This window comes from Magnetococcales bacterium (assembly GCA_015231925.1).
In the GTDB taxonomy this organism is placed as follows: Bacteria; Pseudomonadota; Magnetococcia; order Magnetococcales; family JADGAQ01; genus JADGAQ01.
Genome location: JADGAQ010000076.1, coordinates 1 through 18,143, shown reverse-complemented (window position 1 = coordinate 18,143; position 18,143 = coordinate 1). Strand labels below are relative to the sequence as shown.

Below are 18,143 nucleotides of genomic sequence, written 5' to 3'. Positions count from 1 at the left end.
GTTCAAGGATGGGGGGATGAGGCCCCCCCTTGCCCCCCCGCGGTCCGCCGCGATAAATCGGTTGGGAGCGGTTGGCGGCTCCGGGGATTTCATTGGCGGCGGCGGACCGCAACGGCAACGAACACGGCAACGGACCGCTTACGGCCACGTCAACGGCTAAAACCTCGGGGCTCCGCCCCGAACCCCGCCGAGGGGGCTCGCCCCCCCGGACCCCCGTTTACTCTGCGGGATCGGCTGACGCGCTTTCCTCTTTCGGCGCTTCGGGCTACCTTACGGGGGCTCTCGCCCCCCGGACCCCCGTTTAACTTTTCTCCCGGAGGCTCCATGTCCAAACCCCTCACCCGCCGCTACGCCGAATTCGCCATGGCCAACCGGCGCGCCCTCGCCGGATTCGTCCTGCTGCTCACCCTGCTCATGGCCCCCCTCATCCAATACCTGGACATCCGCAACGACCCCGATACCCTGCTGCCCCCCAGCAACCGCTTCGTATCCACCAACCTCTACGCCGAACATACCTTCGGCATGGGCAACCTGATGGTGGTCGGCATCGAAGTCAAAGAGGGCGACATCTACCAACCCTGGCTGATCAACCTGGTGCAGGAAATCCACCGCAAACTGGAAAAACTGCCCAACTCCCGCCCCGGCAACTTCCTCTCCCTGGCCGCGCAAAAGGTCAAATACATGGGAGCGGACGCCAACGGACTGGTCTTCAAACGCCTGATCCCCACCTCCGGCATCGATACCCAAAACCCGGAACTGGCCAAACAACAACTCGACTTCCTGAAACAGGGGCTGGAAGAAAATCCCGTCATGGCCCCCATGCTGCTCTATCAGGAAGACGCCAACGGCAAACGCTGCACCTACGGCCAAACGGGCTGCACCACCCGCGCCACCTTCGTCATCGCCGACTACGACGACGGCGTCAAGGAACGCTACCTCCCCTGGGTGCGCAGCCTGCTCTCGGAACTCAAACCCTACAGCGAAGACGCCCGCATCCGCGTTCTCGTGGCCGGGGAACCCTACTTCCTGGCCTACATGCTGCTCAATCTGGTGGAAAACTGGTGGCTCTTCGCCCTGTCGCTGCTGATCGTCATCGCCATGCTGCTCAAGGAGTGCCGCAGTTGGCACGGCGCGATATTCCCCCTCTACGGCGTCATCGCCACCATCGTCTGGACCCTGGGGGTCATGGGACTGTCGGGCTTCAAGCTGACCACCATGATGGTGCTGACCCCCATGCTGCTGCTGGCCATCGGCATGGGCCACGCCGTGCAGGTCACCCGCCGCTACATGCAGGAACACGACGACCGGGGCGATACCGAAGAGGCGGGCATCCGCGCCATCGAACACACCCTGATCCCCGCCACCCTCTCCATCGTCACCGACGTGGCCGGATTCGCCACCCTGGCCACGGTGGATATCTCCTTCTACAAGGATTACGCCTACTTCGGCATGTTCGGCATGTTCACCCTGCTGCTGACCACCACCACCCTCATCCCGCTGCTGCTGGTGATGTTCCCCATGCAGAAGAGCGGTTTGAGCGAAGCCGAGAAGGCCGTAACCTGGCAGAAGGAGCGCCGTCTGGCCGACGCCCTCACCCGCTTTCTGACCGGTCCCACCAAATGGATCCCGGTCGGGGTGGTGGTCGGCTTGATGCTGCTGTCGGTACATTATACCGGCATCCGCCACGGCACCGCGGAAGACCTCATGCCCGGCGTGGAAAAAGGCATCAACTACGCCCACGCCGCCTTCAAGGAGCATTCGCGGGTGATTCAGGAGATCAACCGCCTGGGCGAAATCATGCCGGGGGTGATCTCCCTCAACATCCCCATACGCGGCAAGGAGCCCCTCAAGCCGCGTTGCGGAGGGGATGTCAAACCCCCGCAGTGCCACGATCCCGAAACCATGGGCGAACAGGGCATCTTCAACGACGCCGACGTGATGGCCGATCTGGCCCGCATGGAAGAGTGGATGCGGTCCCACCCCTCCATCGGCTTCACCGGCTCGTATGCCCAGTACCTCAAGCTGGTCAACATGCTGCTGACGGCGGAAACGGGCGAAAAACCCAGCATGAGCCAGTTCGCCATTCCCGATACCGCCTTCCTGAAAGCGGCGGATCCCGGCGACACCCGCAACCCCAACGAGATGATCGCCTTGTACAACGGCCTGCTGGCCATGATGACCAGCGAGGGGGATCTCGACTCCTTTGTGGACAGCAAAAGCTGGAACGAAGGGGTGCTGCTGGGCTTCGTCAACACCATGGATCCGGTGAAGACGCATCAGGTGGTGTTGGACATTCAGGCCTACATCGAAGCCCACAAGAACGACGCGGGCTTCCGCAAGGTGAACTTCGGGCTGCGCAACGCCGATACCTCGGGCGATACCAACGCCCTCTCCCAACCCGGCCCGGACTATGTATCGCCGGGCATCGGCGGCTTCCTGGGAGCCACGGAGGCCACCCGGGAGGTGAGCATGGCCAACTGGCTGGTATCGCCGCTGGAGACGGGTCTGGTGATCTTCATCATCGCCGGCCTGATGTTCCGCAACTGGGCCATCGCCACACTGCTGTCGGTGATGCTGGGCATCACGCTGTTCAGCCAATACGGCCTGGCGGGCTATTTCACCTCGGTGCGGAACTGGTCGGGCAATCTGCACTTCGGCAACCTGGTGACCTTGAGCATCGCCATGGGGCTGGGGGTGGACTATTCGATCTACATGGTCTCCCGCCTCAAGGAGGAGATGGCGTTGACCGGCGGCAACTGGCAACAATCGCTCTCCAACACCCTGACCACTTCCGGATCGGCGGTGCTGGTCTCGGTGCTGGTGCTGCTGGGCAGCTTCATCCCCCTGCTGGGCACGGAGCTGGGCAACACCTGGGGATTGGGCATCTACATCGGGGAGGCGCTGCTGGTCGATGTCTTCACCGCCCTGACCCTGCTGCCGCTGCTGGTTTACTGGTTGAAACCGAAGTATGTCTTCGAGAGGTAGAAGCGCGAGCGGGGCTTGCGGGGGATCATCCCTCCCGAGCCCCGGATGAAAAGAGGTTGGCAAAGCCCGCCACGGGCCATGAGGTGTGTGGGTGCAGGGCCTGACCGGATTGCCTGCCAAAGGGAGCGGAGGGGTCAAAAATGGCTTTTCCGCAAAGGCAAAGCGGTGTAGATTGGGGTTTAAAACCTTTGCGGGAGAGCACGGACATGAAGAATTTGCGGTTTTTGTCGGAGGGCGATGCGCGGCTGATGGCGGAAGTTTCCAAGCGGCGCACGTTCAAGAAGGGTGAGACCATTCTCAAGGAGGGCAATGTCGCTCCGGGGCTGTATATATTGCGCACGGGGGCGGTTCGGGTGGAGATGGATTCACGGGGGGATTCGGTACTGGTGGCGCGGCTGGAGCCGGAGGAGATCATGGGCATTCCTTCGTTTCTGGATGGCAGCCCGGTATCGGCCTCGCTGGTGGCGGATGTGGCCAAGACCGAGGTGGATTTTCTCAACAGCGTGGATCTGCAAGCCATGCTGGAGTCGAAGCCCGGCTTCGCCATTCGTTTCTACCGCAGCCTGGCCACAATCCTCTCGGCCCGGCTCAATGCGGCCATGGAGCGGCTGGTGCCGCCGTTCAGCGGTTAGAAGCCGCCGGTTTCACTTGACTTTCACCTGTAGGTTTTCCTAGTATAGATTGCATATCCGCAACGCCCGTAGGCGGGCTTTGGACCCTCGGTTGGCTTCGTCTGACCGAGGGTCTTATACATTTTGGGGTTTTGTTTCTTAAAGTCATAAACTGCTCAGATATTCCTGATAGGCTTTCCTCACGTCCCCGTTCGGCTCATTCTTGACCACCCCCACCCAAGCCAGGAACAAGGCACGGGCCTCCGGGGTGAGGCGATCAATCGCGGGGGCGAGGTCGTCGTAGTTCCAGGTGGATTGCGGACGCTGGCCCTCTTCCCAACGGGAGAGTTCCTTTACCGCCTGAGCCACCCCGTCTCGATCCGCCTTGGCCAGTGACAGGGCCAGTTGCAACATGGCGTGGTCTTGTTGTCTCTTCTCTTCCTTGCACAACGACGCGGCCCGCTCCAGCCAGGAGGCGGCTTTGTCCGGATCGCCCGTCACCAGGGCCAGTTCGGCGACGCTGAGGGGGAAAACAACTTCCGCTGGGTCAAGCTCCATTCCCTTTAGATAGGCCGCTTCAGCCTCTTCCAATCTCCCCTGCCGCCGCAACAGATTGCCCAGGCCGTGCCAGGGATCCGCAAGTTTTCCATCCAACTCAATGGCCCGGCGGTAGGCAGACTCCGCTTCTTCAGGACGTTTCAGGTGAGCCATAAGCACATTGCCCAGGCCGTGCCAGGCCAGAGCAAAATTCTCATCTAACTCAATGGCACGTCGGAAGGCAGCCTCCGCTTCTTCAGGACGTTTCAGGTGAGCCGCAAGAACATTGCCCAGGCCGTTCCAGGGATCAGCCAATTTCTCATCCAACTCAATGGCCCGGCGGTAGGCAGACTCCGCTTCTTCAGGACGATTCAGGTGAGCCGTAAGAAGATTGCCCAGGCCGTTCCAGGGATGAGCAAATTCCCCATCCAACTCAATGGCCCGGCGGTAGGCAGACTCCGCTTCTTCATACCGCTTCAGATGCTGCGTAAGAAGATTGCCCAGGCCGTTCCAGGGGTAAGCCAATTTCTCATCCAACTCAATGGCCCGGCGGTAGGCAGCCTCCGCTTCTTCATACCGATTCAGGTGAGCCGCAAGAAGATTGCCCAGGCCGTTCCAGGGATGAGCCAATTTCTCATCCAACTCAATGGCCCGGCGGTAGGCAGCCTCCGCTTCTTCGTACCGGTTCAGGTGATTCTGCAGAAGATTGCCCAAGCCGTTCCAGGGATGAGCAAATTTTTCATCCAACTCAATGGCCCGACGGTAGGCAGTCTCCGCTTCTTCGTACCGGTTCAGGTGATCCGTAAGAAGATTGCCCAGGCCGTGCCAGGAAATCGTATCTTTCTCATCCAGCTCAATGGCCCGGCGGTAGGCAGACTCCGCTTCTGCGTTACGATTCAGACGATGAAGAATGTTTCCAAGGCCGTTCCAGGGATGAGCAAATTTCTCATCCAACTCAATGGCCCGGCGGTAGGCAGCCTCCGCTTCTGCGGCACGTTTCGATTGATCTGCAAGAAGACTGCCCAGGCCGTGCCAGGAAATCGTATCTTTCTCATCCAGCTCAATGGCACGTCGGAAGGCAGCCTCCGCTTTCTCCGGTCGACCCAGATTAGCCGCCAACAGAATGCCCAAATCTCTCCACAGCACTGCCCATTTTTCATCCAGATCAATGGCCCGCTTGTATGCTCTTTCAGCCAGATTCCACTCCTGGTTATCTTCCAGCAGACCCGTCAAGGAGAACCAGAAGGGCGCCAGTTTGGCCCAACTCCCCAGCTCATTATCCCGCGCACCTGATACCACTGCCTCCAGGATGGCAGTTCGTTTCAAGGAACGCCGAGCGCACCAGATGGAAAGCCAATCCGAAAAGGAGGCTACGCCATAACGCACAATGGCCATCCAATGGCCTTTGCTCAGGGAGGCCAAGCGTTTTGATTCAGTCTGAAAAGCTGAAAGTAGTGCCTCCTGCTGTGGCGCAAACAGCGAGGGGTTCTCTAGAATTTTGGCCTTCTGTTCCCTCTTGACGGAAGAAGACCTTGCCAACGCATTGAACAACGGCTGGGCCTCCAAAGACCATCCCGGTGCAAATTCGGCCAGGGTAACCGACGGCTCAGGCCAGTTCCACAGGGGAGGTTGCGCCCAGGGATGCAGGGAAAAGTGGGGAATCGAATCCGTGTCAACCACTGGTCCCTTTCTGGCAGTCTCCTTCAGATCAAGTATATCCAGGCCTTCCACACCCTGACGCAGCAGGTCCGATACAAGGAGGCTTTCCATAAAGGGTCGAAGGACTGGAACTTCTTGACCGGCGCTGATCACTTCCACGATGCGCTGAATGGCCCGCGCCGGATCACTCCCGGGGTAGTTCCGCACCATCAACTCCTCGCTCAAGGCGATGTGGGGATGGTAGGGAATGGAATGAATTTCGGGCATGAACTCCTTCTCGCCAAAGCTGTTCGGCAACTCTCGGGCCAGCCCCTCCACCCGGTCCCGCAGCCTGCCAAACCGCTCCTGTTTCAAGGCCTCCTCCCCGGCAGGCACCGGCGAAGCCACCACCGAAACCCGATGGCGCAACTCACCTGCCGGAATGCGCTGCTGCAAGGCGCGAAGGGTGATTTCCAGCCCGGCGAGGTTCTGTTCATTGAGTCCGCTGACCAGAACGATATGATCCACCTTGGGCGAGTGCAGAATCATATCCCCGATTTCGGTCATGCCGGTACGGGCGTCCAGAAGCAGAAAGTCGGGTTTGCGGCCTTTCAGAAGCCCACCGTTCTCCCCTTCGCCACCCGGATGTTCAAGCTGCTCCACTCGTGAGCAGAAGTAGCTGGCGACATGGGGAAGGGTCAGGTCCGACAAGTTGAGTTCCTGCAATTTTTCCGGGGTCCAGAGGGCGAGCCCTTGTTTTTGAACGTGTTCCAAAAGCCCGTAATATTTTCCGGCGGGACATGCCGGGTCGAAAGGACCCGCGGGAATGAACCAAATATCCCCCCGGAAACCTTCACTTATTTTTCCTCCGGCTTCCCGCCCCAACCGGGTGGGTTGGGCCAAACTCATAGGATCGATGAAGAGTTCGTCCCGCCCCTTATCGATAGACAACACCCCGCTCAGGTAGCTCAACACCCCATCCCGAACATCGAACGGAGGCGGCTCCTCGTATAAGGAATCCGGGCCATGCGGACGCGCCATCTTGTCCATGGTGCTTAACCCTGGGGCATGTACATCCCAGTCAGCCACCACCACAAATTTATTTGGCTTGGCCAAGGCATAGGCAGCGTTCAGAACCAAGTTGGTTCGACCAACCCCACCCTTGAAGCTGAAAAAAGCTATCGTGCGCATTGCGGCATTCCATGTGGCGATAGAGAAGAATCAATAAAATTACCAAGATTACATCGTGCATTACTTTTAAAGGAATCAAATTTTTGCGCAAAGGTTCTTTTAATCACAGGGACGGGTTTTTCTCCCCCTCCATCTATCTTAGACAAGTCAACAGTCTTTGCGTTGCCCAGCCTGCTCGTCTCCTGCCATTTGTTTCTTAAGATATTCAGGGGATCCGGAGATTCTCCATAATAATAGTCAAGCTTACTAATGAAGGCGCGTTTAGCCTCTGCTGTGGCATTTTCGGGCTTGGCAATCGCTACAAGAATAGACTTGGCTTTTTCAGCCTGTAAACTCCAATCCAGCAAAGCAACAAAACGGGTCAGGTTGCCCGCTTCCCCGTCGGCCTTGTCCAAAGCCTGCCCCAAATCCCAAAGATTGTTACCTAACCAGGAAGGAGCCGAGGCGGCGCTCCATAAAGCGATCTCCCAAAGGCGTTTGGCCGCTACAATCACCGACTCCGAACCCGCCTCGCCCTCCAAAGCCTGTTTCCGGGCCAATTGCCATACTTCCCGGCCCGCGGTCCCCAGCCGATTCTTCTGCTCCACCTCTCCAAACGGCAAACCGATTGCAGCCAATCGCAGGACCGCCAGCAGAATGTCCTTCTCCACCAGGCCGTAAAATCCGTCGGCCTGGAAGTCGTATGGCTTGAATTGGGCATAGACTTTCGGCTGGGCTGCTTGCGTCAGCCAGCCGAAAAGCAGATTAACCAGCCGCTGCTGCTGCTCCCCACCCCAGGGCCAGGGGACATAACGCGCCAAATCGAGAGCCCCCAGCAGATGCAGTCGCTCCGACCCCTGTTGAACAGCGTGGGGAACTTTATCCTGCAAAGCCTCCAGAACTCGCAACACCGGTTCGGCAAGACGAGGGCGACTCTCCGGCTCAAGCTCGCCGAAGAGATCGTTCCAGGAGTAGTGCTCACCCAACGCCGGCCCCTGCTGACCTTCCCAGCGCCCTCGAAAGTCATCCAGCAGGGCATCCATCTCCCCCCGCTCAAGGAGATAGCCCACCCGCTCGATGAAGGTCATATCCTCCAAATCAGTTCTCACTTGGAAACCTCTCAAAAATAGCCAACCACTTCCAGACGGGGATTCACCGCTTTCACCCGGCACATGCGGTGTACGTATTCCCAGTACCCTCCGGCCTCCAGTTCCCGGCGTACCGCAAAGTTAGGGTCCAGCGGCGCGGTTTGGCCGTAGGGCTTACCTTTCTCCCCTGGATGGAAATACCAGTGACCGCCAGCATCCAGTATGTCCGGCGTCAGTAAATCCGTCGAGGCCATATCGTAAACGGCAGCAATCAATCCCACAGCATCGACTCGTTGACTCGGTTCGATCAAACTGCCCAAAGCCAGTCGCCGCACCAATTCCTCGGTCTTATCCGGATCGGACTTTGGTAGGGTCGGATCCTGGTGGGGGAACGTGGACTGTTGTTGAGGAGCTACCCAGCAGATACTGCCCCCTCCCAGATCATTGTTGCTATAAAGTTCCTTGGCCTTTGCCGCGGCAAGCCTGGCCTGGTCTTTGACCACTTTGCCAATCTGTGCCCGAACCTCGTCCTTATTGAGCTTGGGCAGTCCCAGCCAGTACTCGCACACCGCCCTCATGGGAACGTAACGAACCACCTTCATACTCTCTGTCACCCCGGGATATGCGGAGGGGCGAGAAGTCAGACGAGCCTTATTCCGCCCGGAAAAAGCCCATTCGATGGCTTTTCGGAGGTCCTGAAGGGCGGATTTCGGCCAATCCGTCCCCGTCTGAAACCATGGAGAACGCTGCCAATTGGCGGCATCGTCATCCAGATTCACCTTATGCGATGCATTCAATCGATTGCCATGACTTATAGCAGGCATGTAGGGCTTTTTGATTGTCTGGTCGTCAATATCAAGCATGAAGTTGCGGGCAAAACAATATAATTCCGGATGACCCGATCCCCACCAATCATTTACCAATTGTGAAAGACTCATGGCGTATCGTCGCGTTCTTGTTGTTTGATTTGGCACATTTGATTGTATCAGCCTGAAAAATCAATCGCACGGATAACCAATTAACAGCAACAAATATAAGTCCAGGGGACTTGGAAATCAACGGAAACAGAAAACGTCCCAGGGGTGCCCCCTGGACCCCAGGGGGTTGGAGGTCAACAGCAAAGTCCCAGGGCGCTGCCCTGGACCCGTCGGGGGGGATAATCCCCCCCGAACCCCCGTATCACTCTCACGGCATCCAGCTTCCCATGCGGCCCATGGTGGAACCCATGCTGCCGGCCATCACGCTCATGTCGTAGCTCATGCGGCTGATGCTGCGATTGAGAAAGCTCATCTCCTTGGCCATGCCCGCCTGGACCATCACCACCGGAGAATAACACTCCGCTTCCAGGCTGTTGTCACAGTTCAACGTCATGTTGGCGTAAGGATTCGGGTTGGCTTTCATGTACTTGCGCATCACGTCGGAATCCTGCTTGAATCGCGCCACCAACAGCGCCGCATCCTTGAGGGTGCCCTCCTGCATCGACTGACCCGCCAGCTGCACCATCTGGTTGAGACCCGCAATCAACTCGTTGAAATTCTTCATGTCCTGCACGATCTGCCCCACCGCGCCCGTGCCTTCCGCCACCACCGTGGCGTGGCTGCCACCCAGCCAGCCCAACACCGCCGCCAACGCCACCAAACCCGCATTCGCCACCCGTCCCCGACCACGCCTCTCCGCCGCCAACTGCGCCGTCAACTCCCCCACCGCCTTCACCAACTGCCCAATCTCCTCCTCACGCTGTGTCATCGTCCCCTCCCCCTCGTAGTCATGCCGATTCCGACCAACGGAATCCCGGCCCGAAGAGAGGATATCCATAAACGGATGCGGTTTTCACCGTTTTATTTCTTCAGTCTGACCATAGCCTGCCACAAGCAGGCCTTTGACGTGCAATATTTCATCTTTTTAAAATCAAAAAAAGAAAATGTTCTGTTCGTTGACGTTGTATTTTATTCTTTGTATTTATTAATCTGGTTTACTAATAGATCTTATTGATCAAGTATTCACAAAACAGCAACGGAAAAGTCAAAGGATAGAACATTTCCTTTTTTTGATACTAAAAGATAACATACTGAAAGACAGTCAGGTCAGCACGGCCAGCCACCACTCCCGCCCAACAATCTCCGGCTTGACCTCCGGATGAAACGACCGCAACACCGGTTCCCACTCCTGCCACTCCTCGCGCCGCATCAGCAGATGAATCTCCCCCTGCTCCTCCCAGCTCAACAGAGAGATCCCCTCATCCACCCACACCGTCACATAGCCCCGGGTCAACCAATGCGGCGGCATTCTCGACAATTCCCCAATCAACTTCTCCCGATCGGCAACAACCACACTCCTCACCGCGCACCCGGCCACTCGCGGATAGTCCCGCTGCCGGGAAAGGGCATCCCCCTCCACAACCCGCAACACCTCCGCCACCTGTCCACCCCCCCATTGCCAGGACAAACTCTCCGGATGCAGCAGATCCACCTCGAACCGACTCCCCGGTCGGGCGAAATGACGCAATACATGCTCCAAATCCCCGCCCAACCGCTCCGCCCGTTCCGCCTCCTCCCGCACGCACCGCTTGAAATGGATCCCCGCCAACCCCTCCGGATAATTCAGAGTGCGCCCCTTCACCGAACAACACGCCGTACGTTCCGCCAACCGCCGCTGAAAGCCCTTACTCCGCTTTTCAATAGTCTCTTTGACCCACTCAAAAATTATGACGGGAAGCATTATGACTAAGATAGGCGAGAAGACTACATAGAATATAAGCTGGATATACCAGGGAAACCCACCCGGCGACTCAAAAGGCAGCGGCTCCGGAAGCGCCTCCACCTTTTCCCGAAGCCCGTTTTTCTCCCAGTCTTCCCGACGCACGACAAACATGAAGTATCTGTAATCCGTGATGTATTGCAATAAAAGGCGATCATCAATTCCGATTTGAACCTTACGATCTAACCACAATTCACTATCTGATAATATTTCGCAAACCAGTCGACTCTTTCCCGATTCCGAACAGCTCCGCACGGAATACCTTTCATGCGCCACCTCAAGCCGCGCCACGGAGAATCGGTCATGGGGATCGCAAACCAGGTCGGAAATCGGACTGGACGTGAAATCCACATAGTCATCAGCATCCTTCCAAAAAAAATCGCACCGAAAGGATTCACCTTTTAGTTGTAAATAGAACACAATTTCATCGAAACCCCTTGACACAATAAAATCACTAGACTCGCCCTTCAAACCTTCCCAGTGAATTTGAAAGTAAACAATGTCGCGTAAGGGATCATCCCCAATGAGTGCGTAAAGATTTTCAGACATCGAAATACCTCCTTGGCGACACGTTTACCTGCCGGCCACGCGACCTGGCAAAGCCCCGTCATTTGCCGCGAAACAGCCGGATACACTCCACCGCCGCCTGCCGCCACGACTTGGCAGACTTCCACAACCGGCTAGTCGGGTTAAAGGCCCACAGGTCAGCCTTATGTCGTTCCAACTCCTCGCGCCGTATCATCAGTTCAAGGTACCCCGGCCCTGTCCAGTACGTCAGGTAGAGACTCTCATCGATCAGGATCATCACATTTCCCCTTCGCAACCAGTGCGGCGGCAGTCGACCCAACTCGGCGAGCAGCGCGGCCCTTCCGGGGGCTACCAGGGTGCGTGCCGCACAGTCGGGCACCATTCGATAGTCCCGAAGCCGGGACAGGGCATCCCCCGGATCCACCTGCAAATCCTCACTCGCCTGCCCGCCGAACCACGGCCAGGCCTGACTCTCCGGATGCAGCAGGTCCACTTCGAAGCGGCTCCCCGGCTTGCCCAAGTGACTCAACAGGTGGTCCAGATCCCGGGCCATCCCCAACTCCCGGTCCGTCTCCTCCGCTCCCCACCGTTTGACAAAAAGCCCGGTCACCCCTGGCGGATAATTAATGGTTTGCCAGGTAATACGGCAGCATTTCCGAATTAAATTGCTGCGGATAATTCCCTTCAGACCCTTTACAACATGCTTTAAACGGGGATACCTGACGGGCACGTTCTTAATATCCGTCTTATTCGGGTTACTGTCAGAAGGGATTGCGCTGCTTTGTTTTGTCGATATTTCCTTGGAATCCTCCGATTCGTCGACAGGCGGCAATGCTTCCACCTTCTCTCGCAAGCCACCCTCAAACCAGTCGCTCGCCCTGACATAAAAATAAAACTCTCCTCCCTCGTGCATCTGAATAAGCAATAACTTATTGTCGATCAGAAGATCGAATTCTCCAGAATAATAGTATGATTCGTCGGTGATTATTTTGCGGGTAGCATCCGCTGCATCCATGCAAATAATCTTCATTGGCACAGGCTGGTCAGGCTCCAACCGACGGGTGAATGACAAAATATCGTGCACATCCAGCACGAATTCCGATATGGAAAAGGGATTTTTCGGCTGATAACGTTCTTCACCTATTGAGAGGAATTCATAAACAGCGTTCTCTAGCCCAAAATAGGCTATTATGGCTGGAAAGGCCTCGGCAAACACCGCCCCTTCATCCTTTCTTTCATGTTCATAGTAGAGCCCGAATCGCACAATATCCCCTCTCCAAGTTATCCAGGTGTCTTCACGAATTTGTTTCAGCATGACCTTCCCCTCATAAAAGCGAGGGAGAGAGGCCGCCTGCACCTCTCTCCCAACCATTCAAACATCCACGAGGGCAATCAAAACGACTCTTCGTCGTCCTTGGAAGGATTGAATATTCCCTTGCCAAAGGTCGCTCCGACACTTTCTCCCAGTCCTCCCACACCGATACCGCCCAAAACTCCCCCCAGCAGAGTACCAGCACCCATGCCGGGCAGCCCAAAGATACCCCCAATCCTCCCACCCACACGGGCTCCACCCAAGGCTCCGGCCCAACCTCCCCCTATGCGGCCAGCCGTTTGCGCCGTTTCGGGGTATTGCCCGTCCGAACGCTTTGCATCACTGTGCAGCGCCTTATCCAGATCGACAACATCTTGAGCCACGCCGAAATAACCGGGAACGGACGGGATCTTCGTGAGGAGTTTCAGTATGTCCGTGGAGGGCATTTTAGACACCTTTAGATGATCCAGCTTCTCTTCAAGCCATTTAAATGACTCCGGAAAGTTCCCAGCGTTCAAATGCGGCACCTTTGTGTGGTTATCCCAACTTTCGATTCTAAGCACGGTCTGGTCACCGGGTCGATTAAGGTTCCTCAAGTTAAACTCAGCGCCGATGTTCCTTTCACCTTTTTTTGCTGTTCCTTCGCTAACAGCCTTATCGTGGGCTGCTCGCTGTTCCGGCTTTGGCGGCCTAACCGTTGCCTCGTATGGATTACTTTCATCCCACACTCCAGCTCCCGTACCACGCAACACCGAATTCCAGGTCGGCGCTTCGAGAGTGGAGTCCTGCGGTTCTGGTTGGGGATACCACAACGCCTCGGGATCATCCGGAATCGTGGTTTTGCCTTCCGAAGCGGAAGATCCGGATGAGGTCTCTTCCGCCGATGCCCCATAATCAAGGAAACTCTCCAAGGCTTTGCCCAGAATACCCGAGCCCCCGAAAGGAACGTCACGAGATGGCTCCGACTCCCCTTGGGAAGGCGGCGGAGCTGTCTCAGTCCGGGAATCCGCCCCGCGTCGGGGTGAGGAGACACCCTGATCCCCCGCCGGTTCGTCCGGAACCGGGTCGTTGGCGTGATTCAGACCGGCCCACACCGTGCCCTCCAGCGACGGATCACCCTTCTCATCCGGAAGACGCCCCTGTTTCCGGTCCCAGGCCAGGGCGTGTCCCCTCAAATAGGCGTCCTGCCGCTCCTCGATGCGTTTTCTTTCCTGATCCTTTGCCGCTTGTTCAGCCAGTGTTTTCCGCACAAGCTGTTCCAGTTCTTCACGATCCGTCATCGAACTCTCCTTTGCAAGTTGTATTTACAGCCTGAATCGCCTTGTTCAGGCATACGAAGGTCCGGCCCCCCGGCGGGTCCAGGGCAGCGACCTGAGACTTTTTCTGATGGCAAAACGGCTTGAGGGGATATCAGATGAAATAGAAAAGTCAAAGGATAGAACATTTTCTTTTTTTGATACTTAAAGGATAAAATATTGAAAGGATAGACGGTCGGGGGGGGGATTCCCCCCCCGTATGGCTACTACAACCCCCCGCCGGGTTCGTAACGCACTTCCAGGGCGTGCCAGCGCACCGACTGGTATTTGGTTTCGGTGCGCAGGCGCACGGCGGCGGTGTAGCCCACGCCGCTCACCGACTGCCATTCCGCCGAGATGGAGACGCCGCGTTGCCACGGCGAACTGTTCCACGGCGAGGTGTTCCACGGGCTGCCCGCCGAGCTGATCGTCGAGGCCTGAAAGGTGTTGGGGTGGTCGGCGAAGTCGGTATCGAAGCCGATGGAGACCGGCAGGCGGCCTTCGGAGGCCATGACCGGGCGGATCATGGTGAAGCGTTTGACGCCGTTGTATCCGAAGCGATGGAAGCCGGTGCGGGCGTCCGCCTGGATATTGGTGTTGTTGTCTGCGGTGCCCACGTCGGCCTTGAAGACGGTTCCGGCGGAGGTTCCGAAGTAGAGTTCTTCGCCGCAGGTGGACCAGCAGAGGGCTTGTTGCCCGGTAAAGCGGCACCAGGCCCCGGTGGCGGTATTGAGTACGTGTTGGTGGAAGACGCCCGAGCCCACGGGCACGTTGAACAGGGCCACGCCGTTGCGCGGATGCAGCACCCCCTGCCAGCCGAAGGTGGCGGCCTGGGTGCGGGTGGCTTCCAGGACCGCGCCTTCGATGCTGCGGGAGAGGGCGTTTTCCCGATGCAGGCGGTCCATGGGCAGCACTTTCGACAGGGAGAGGTAGCCCTCCTCGGTGACCGCGATCAGGTCCGATCCGGCGCGCAGCAGGCAGCGGCGACCCAGGGGGCGTCCGATGCGGAACAGTCCGACCAGGCTCCAGGAGGAGGCGCTTCCCGGATCGGTACCGCTGTAGACCAGGCAGTTGCCGGAGCTGAACAGAAAGACCGCCAGGTCGTCCGAGCCTGCGCCGCCGTCGCGGGTCCAGGTGCCGATGGCCATCAGATTGCCGCCTTCGGGGGCCAGGCCGGAGAGTTCCACCTTCGACAGGGCTCCGGTGATGTTGTTGACCGGGGCGTACCAGTAGTTGGCGCTGTCGCGTTCGATGAAAAAGAGGCGTGATTTGTGGGCCGCGACGCCGATCAGGTTGGCCGGAACGAGTCCCGCTCCGGTGAAGCCGGGGTCGGTCCAGGTGGTTCCGTTGTAGCGTCCGGGGGTATCCTGGCCGTTGACGGCGAAGAGGTAGCCGCGAAAGTTGACGTGTTGGAAGCGGGCCGAGGTCAGTCCCGTGACCAGGGGGGATCCCACCACCCCGGCGGAGGTGATATCGAAGACTTTGCCGTTGTTGCTGGCGGAGAGGAGTTTGGTGCTGCTGCCGTTATCCCAGGCCATCAGGCTTTCCACGGCGCCGAGGTGGGCGGTGGCGTGTTCCTGGTAGCCGCGACGCATTTCCACCCAACCGGAGCGGGGGATCCAGTTATCGAGCACCAGGGCCTGGTTGCTTGGGAGGTTTCCCAGGTCCACGGCGGCGTTCCAGCCGCCGATGGGTGCGGGAAGTGAGGCGACGCGGGTGGTAGCCCCGCCGGAGACGATTTGAGCCATTGTCCTTTCCTTTCGTAAATACGGGGGTCCGGGGGGGATTATCCCCCCCGGCGGGGTTCGGGGCAGCGCCCCGAGGTGTTGACGTAGCGGGTCGAAGCCTGAAGGGGAAATGACCAACGCCGAACCACTTTCAAACCGGGTTACCACTTCGACCCGCCGGAGGGGGCAAGGGGAGGGCCTCACCCTCCCCATCCTTGAACGTACCGGCAAGACGCAACCGTGGCTATCTGAGAAAACTACTTTATGAATCCTCACCGGATCACGGCGGATTGGGTGCCTTCAAAAAGGATGGGGAGGGTGAGTCCCTCCCCTGGCCCCCTCCGGGCGGGTCGAAGTTGGGACAGGGTTTGGAAGAGGTGGCACGTTGGGTATTTCGCCTGTTGGCTTCGACCCGCCAGAGGCCACGTCAACACCTCGGGGCGCTGCCCCGAACCCCGCCGGGGGGGGATAATCCCCCCCGGACCCCCGTTATTTTTTACGGCCCGAAGCCCGATTCCGGAACGTTGATGCTCTGCCCGACGCATCCCGCTCCCCGTGGGCCCAGATCGAGTTCCGCCGCTCCTCCCGACCTTCCCAGCTCCCGTTTCACCTCCTCCTGCCACACCCGATACTCATCCCCCCAGGCCAGACCCTTGGCCTTCAGAAAACGCCAGATCAAGCCCAAGGTCATGAGGTATTCCGACAAAATCCCCGTATCGCTGTCAGCCATCCAGGCCGACTGATCCACCCCTCCGGCGGAGCGACACCAGTTGCGGGAGCAGTATTCGAAGGCCATGTTCCAGCTATCCGTCGGAGTTGGGGTCAGGCGGAGCTGTCCTTCCCGAATGCGAAAGGCCGAGGTCAAGCCCCCGCTGGCCAGTTGCGCGGTTTGCCAGCGATGGGGCGAGAGGGGCCCTGAAATCTCTCGATTGTTGCTGCGATCGAACAAGGTTTGTTTGACGAGGTAGGAGAAGTCGGGGGCGATGGTGGCCATCGGGTAGTCGGCCACGCCGGCGGTGGTGGTGAAGGTGGCTTCCCGCATCTGCTCCTGCCACGGTCCGCGGGAGGAGAGGGCCACGCCTTCGAACTGGGCCAGGGAGAGCAGGGTTTGCACATTGCGATCGCTGTTGTTGATCACCGTGGCCGGACGGGGTACACCCACCGTGTCGGCCGCCTGTTGCACAAGAGTCAGCAGAGACATATCGGATCTCCGAAAAAGGGGGCGGCTTCCCTGCGGAAGCCGCCGGTTGACATCAGGAATTGGCCACGCGCACCCGCCGTCCGCGACGCGGGGCTGCCACGGGAATGCCTTCGTCGTTGCTGGCTTCCTGTTCCAGCAATCCGGCCAGGCGGGCCACCTCTTCCTTCAGCCGTTCGATCTCCTCTTCGCTGCGTTGCAGCGAGGCTGCCAGCCGTTCGGCGGGAGCGTTGCCCCGCGCCTGTTCCAGGTAGGCCTGAGCCCGCGCCACCAGTTCGCGTGCGCCCAATCCCACCTTTTGCAGCGCGTTGTCCGACAGGGAGGCGAGTTGGTCCACGGTGAAGATATTGAGGGATTTGAGGTCCGCCACCTGGCTGACTTCCAGGGCGGGCCACTGTTCCAGGGGGGTGCCATCCAGGGGCAGGGTCATGTTGCGCTGAAAGGCGTCCCACTGCCGGGGGAACCGTTCCCGATCCTTGTCCCGGGCCGGGCCGACGAATTCGTCTTTCTGACCGGGGGTGAGAATGCGCACATAGACCTTTTGGGTGTGAATGGGCCGCCCTTCCTGCTCCGAGCGGAAGCGGTCGGGAATGGCCTTGTAGAAGAATTCCACAAAGAGATTTTCGTCGGAACCGTGGCTGACCTGGCTGCCGCCGACATACGTGGAGGGTGCGAACATGGGTATTCCTTTCACCTGCGATAAATGGGTTGATACATCCTGGCACCCATCATTGCAGATTTTTTTGCAAAAGATAATACCTGCGGCATCACACCGTTTTGTTCACAAATCTTTGAATTTTTTGTCGGATAACCGCTGAAAAGTTCACAGGGGGGGAAAAAACGGGAGGGAGGGAGGGTATAACGGGGGTTCGGGGGGGATTATCCCCCCCGACGGGTCCAGGGCAGCGCCCTGGGACTTGGCCTTTATCTGTTGACGTACCCACCCCATGGGGTCCAGGGGGCACCCCTGGGACTTGGCCTTGCGCCGTTGGGGGTCCAGGGGGCACCCCTGGGACTTGGCTTTTTGTTGATACGGTCAGCGCCGGGCAGGATTCTGAACGGTTACGGCAAGGGGATCCGGTTACCGAAGGGGGTCGTCAGCGGCTTCGCTCAGGTTTAGCTCTGCCGTCGCGTTGGTTAAGGGAACGGCGTTTACTTTAAGCAACGAACAGAGCAAGGCAATGTTTGAAAGAGAATTTTCTATTATTCTACTTTTCAGTCATTCATGAATTGAATTATTTTGGTTGTATATTTTATAGAATAATATCAAATACAAAACAAACAAAACGTCAAAGGA

At 58.1% G+C, this 18,143-nt stretch carries 12 protein-coding genes; 2 read left to right on the top strand and 10 right to left on the bottom strand.

The window, feature by feature from the left end:
* Nucleotides 1–324 precede the first annotated feature (324 nt).
* Together HQL56_10030 and HQL56_10025 are read left to right on the top strand one after the other, a co-directional pair.
* Nucleotides 325–2,985, top strand: a complete 2,661-nt coding sequence (locus HQL56_10030) for an MMPL family transporter (protein ID MBF0309855.1) — start codon at nt 325–327, stop codon at nt 2,983–2,985.
* Nucleotides 2,986–3,191: 206 nt separating this feature from the next.
* Complete coding sequence (locus HQL56_10025; GenBank protein ID MBF0309854.1) at nt 3,192–3,617, top strand: cyclic nucleotide-binding domain-containing protein; 426 nt, start codon at nt 3,192–3,194, stop codon at nt 3,615–3,617.
* A gap of 144 nt (nt 3,618–3,761) precedes the next feature.
* Here HQL56_10025 and HQL56_10020 read toward each other — a convergent pair whose 3' ends face one another.
* From HQL56_10020 to HQL56_09975, 10 genes are all read right to left on the bottom strand, one after another.
* Nucleotides 3,762–6,962, bottom strand: a complete 3,201-nt coding sequence (locus tag HQL56_10020; GenBank protein ID MBF0309853.1) for a tetratricopeptide repeat protein — start codon at nt 6,960–6,962, stop codon at nt 3,762–3,764.
* The gene (locus HQL56_10015) at nt 6,950–8,029 is read right to left on the bottom strand and encodes a hypothetical protein (protein ID MBF0309852.1); all 1,080 of its coding nucleotides are present in this window, start codon (nt 8,027–8,029) and stop codon (nt 6,950–6,952) included. The genes HQL56_10020 and HQL56_10015 overlap by 13 nt, the downstream gene beginning before the upstream one ends.
* A 32-nt stretch (nt 8,030–8,061) precedes the next feature.
* Complete coding sequence (locus HQL56_10010) at nt 8,062–8,967, bottom strand: hypothetical protein (protein ID MBF0309851.1); 906 nt, start codon at nt 8,965–8,967, stop codon at nt 8,062–8,064.
* 247 nt (nt 8,968–9,214) lie between these two features.
* On the bottom strand, nt 9,215–9,775 hold the full coding sequence (locus HQL56_10005) for a hypothetical protein (protein MBF0309850.1): 561 nt from the start codon (nt 9,773–9,775) through the stop codon (nt 9,215–9,217).
* 333 nt (nt 9,776–10,108) lie between these two features.
* On the bottom strand, nt 10,109–10,648 hold the full coding sequence (locus HQL56_10000; protein MBF0309849.1) for a hypothetical protein: 540 nt from the start codon (nt 10,646–10,648) through the stop codon (nt 10,109–10,111).
* 745 nt (nt 10,649–11,393) lie between these two features.
* On the bottom strand, nt 11,394–12,629 hold the full coding sequence (locus HQL56_09995; protein MBF0309848.1) for a hypothetical protein: 1,236 nt from the start codon (nt 12,627–12,629) through the stop codon (nt 11,394–11,396).
* Between the two features lie 77 nt (nt 12,630–12,706).
* A complete protein-coding gene (locus HQL56_09990) occupies nt 12,707–13,906 on the bottom strand; it encodes a hypothetical protein (protein MBF0309847.1) in 1,200 nt (399 codons plus the stop codon).
* 242 nt (nt 13,907–14,148) lie between these two features.
* The gene (locus HQL56_09985) at nt 14,149–15,669 is read right to left on the bottom strand and encodes a hypothetical protein (protein ID MBF0309846.1); all 1,521 of its coding nucleotides are present in this window, start codon (nt 15,667–15,669) and stop codon (nt 14,149–14,151) included.
* A gap of 475 nt (nt 15,670–16,144) precedes the next feature.
* On the bottom strand, nt 16,145–16,849 hold the full coding sequence (locus HQL56_09980) for a hypothetical protein (GenBank protein MBF0309845.1): 705 nt from the start codon (nt 16,847–16,849) through the stop codon (nt 16,145–16,147).
* A 52-nt stretch (nt 16,850–16,901) separates the two neighbouring features.
* Nucleotides 16,902–17,525 carry a hypothetical protein gene (locus HQL56_09975; GenBank protein MBF0309844.1) on the bottom strand — a complete coding sequence of 208 codons (624 nt, stop codon included), beginning with the start codon at nt 17,523–17,525 and terminating at the stop codon, nt 16,902–16,904.
* Nucleotides 17,526–18,143 lie beyond the last annotated feature (618 nt).

What these genes read in the sequence shown, in the direction of transcription:
- HQL56_10025 (MBF0309854.1), top strand. Translation starts at nt 3,192, where the DNA reads ATGAAGAATTTGCGGTTTTTGTCGGAGGGCGATGCGCGGCTGATGGCG.
- HQL56_09975 (MBF0309844.1), bottom strand. Translation starts at nt 17,525, where the DNA reads ATGTTCGCACCCTCCACGTATGTCGGCGGCAGCCAGGTCAGCCACGGT.
- HQL56_09995 (MBF0309848.1), bottom strand. Translation starts at nt 12,629, where the DNA reads ATGCTGAAACAAATTCGTGAAGACACCTGGATAACTTGGAGAGGGGAT.
- HQL56_10020 (MBF0309853.1), bottom strand. Translation starts at nt 6,962, where the DNA reads ATGCGCACGATAGCTTTTTTCAGCTTCAAGGGTGGGGTTGGTCGAACC.
- HQL56_09980 (MBF0309845.1), bottom strand. Translation starts at nt 16,849, where the DNA reads ATGTCTCTGCTGACTCTTGTGCAACAGGCGGCCGACACGGTGGGTGTA.
- HQL56_10010 (MBF0309851.1), bottom strand. Translation starts at nt 8,967, where the DNA reads ATGAGTCTTTCACAATTGGTAAATGATTGGTGGGGATCGGGTCATCCG.
- HQL56_10015 (MBF0309852.1), bottom strand. Translation starts at nt 8,029, where the DNA reads ATGACCTTCATCGAGCGGGTGGGCTATCTCCTTGAGCGGGGGGAGATG.
- HQL56_10005 (MBF0309850.1), bottom strand. Translation starts at nt 9,775, where the DNA reads ATGACACAGCGTGAGGAGGAGATTGGGCAGTTGGTGAAGGCGGTGGGG.
- HQL56_09985 (MBF0309846.1), bottom strand. Translation starts at nt 15,669, where the DNA reads ATGGCTCAAATCGTCTCCGGCGGGGCTACCACCCGCGTCGCCTCACTT.
- HQL56_09990 (MBF0309847.1), bottom strand. Translation starts at nt 13,906, where the DNA reads ATGACGGATCGTGAAGAACTGGAACAGCTTGTGCGGAAAACACTGGCT.
- HQL56_10030 (MBF0309855.1), top strand. Translation starts at nt 325, where the DNA reads ATGTCCAAACCCCTCACCCGCCGCTACGCCGAATTCGCCATGGCCAAC.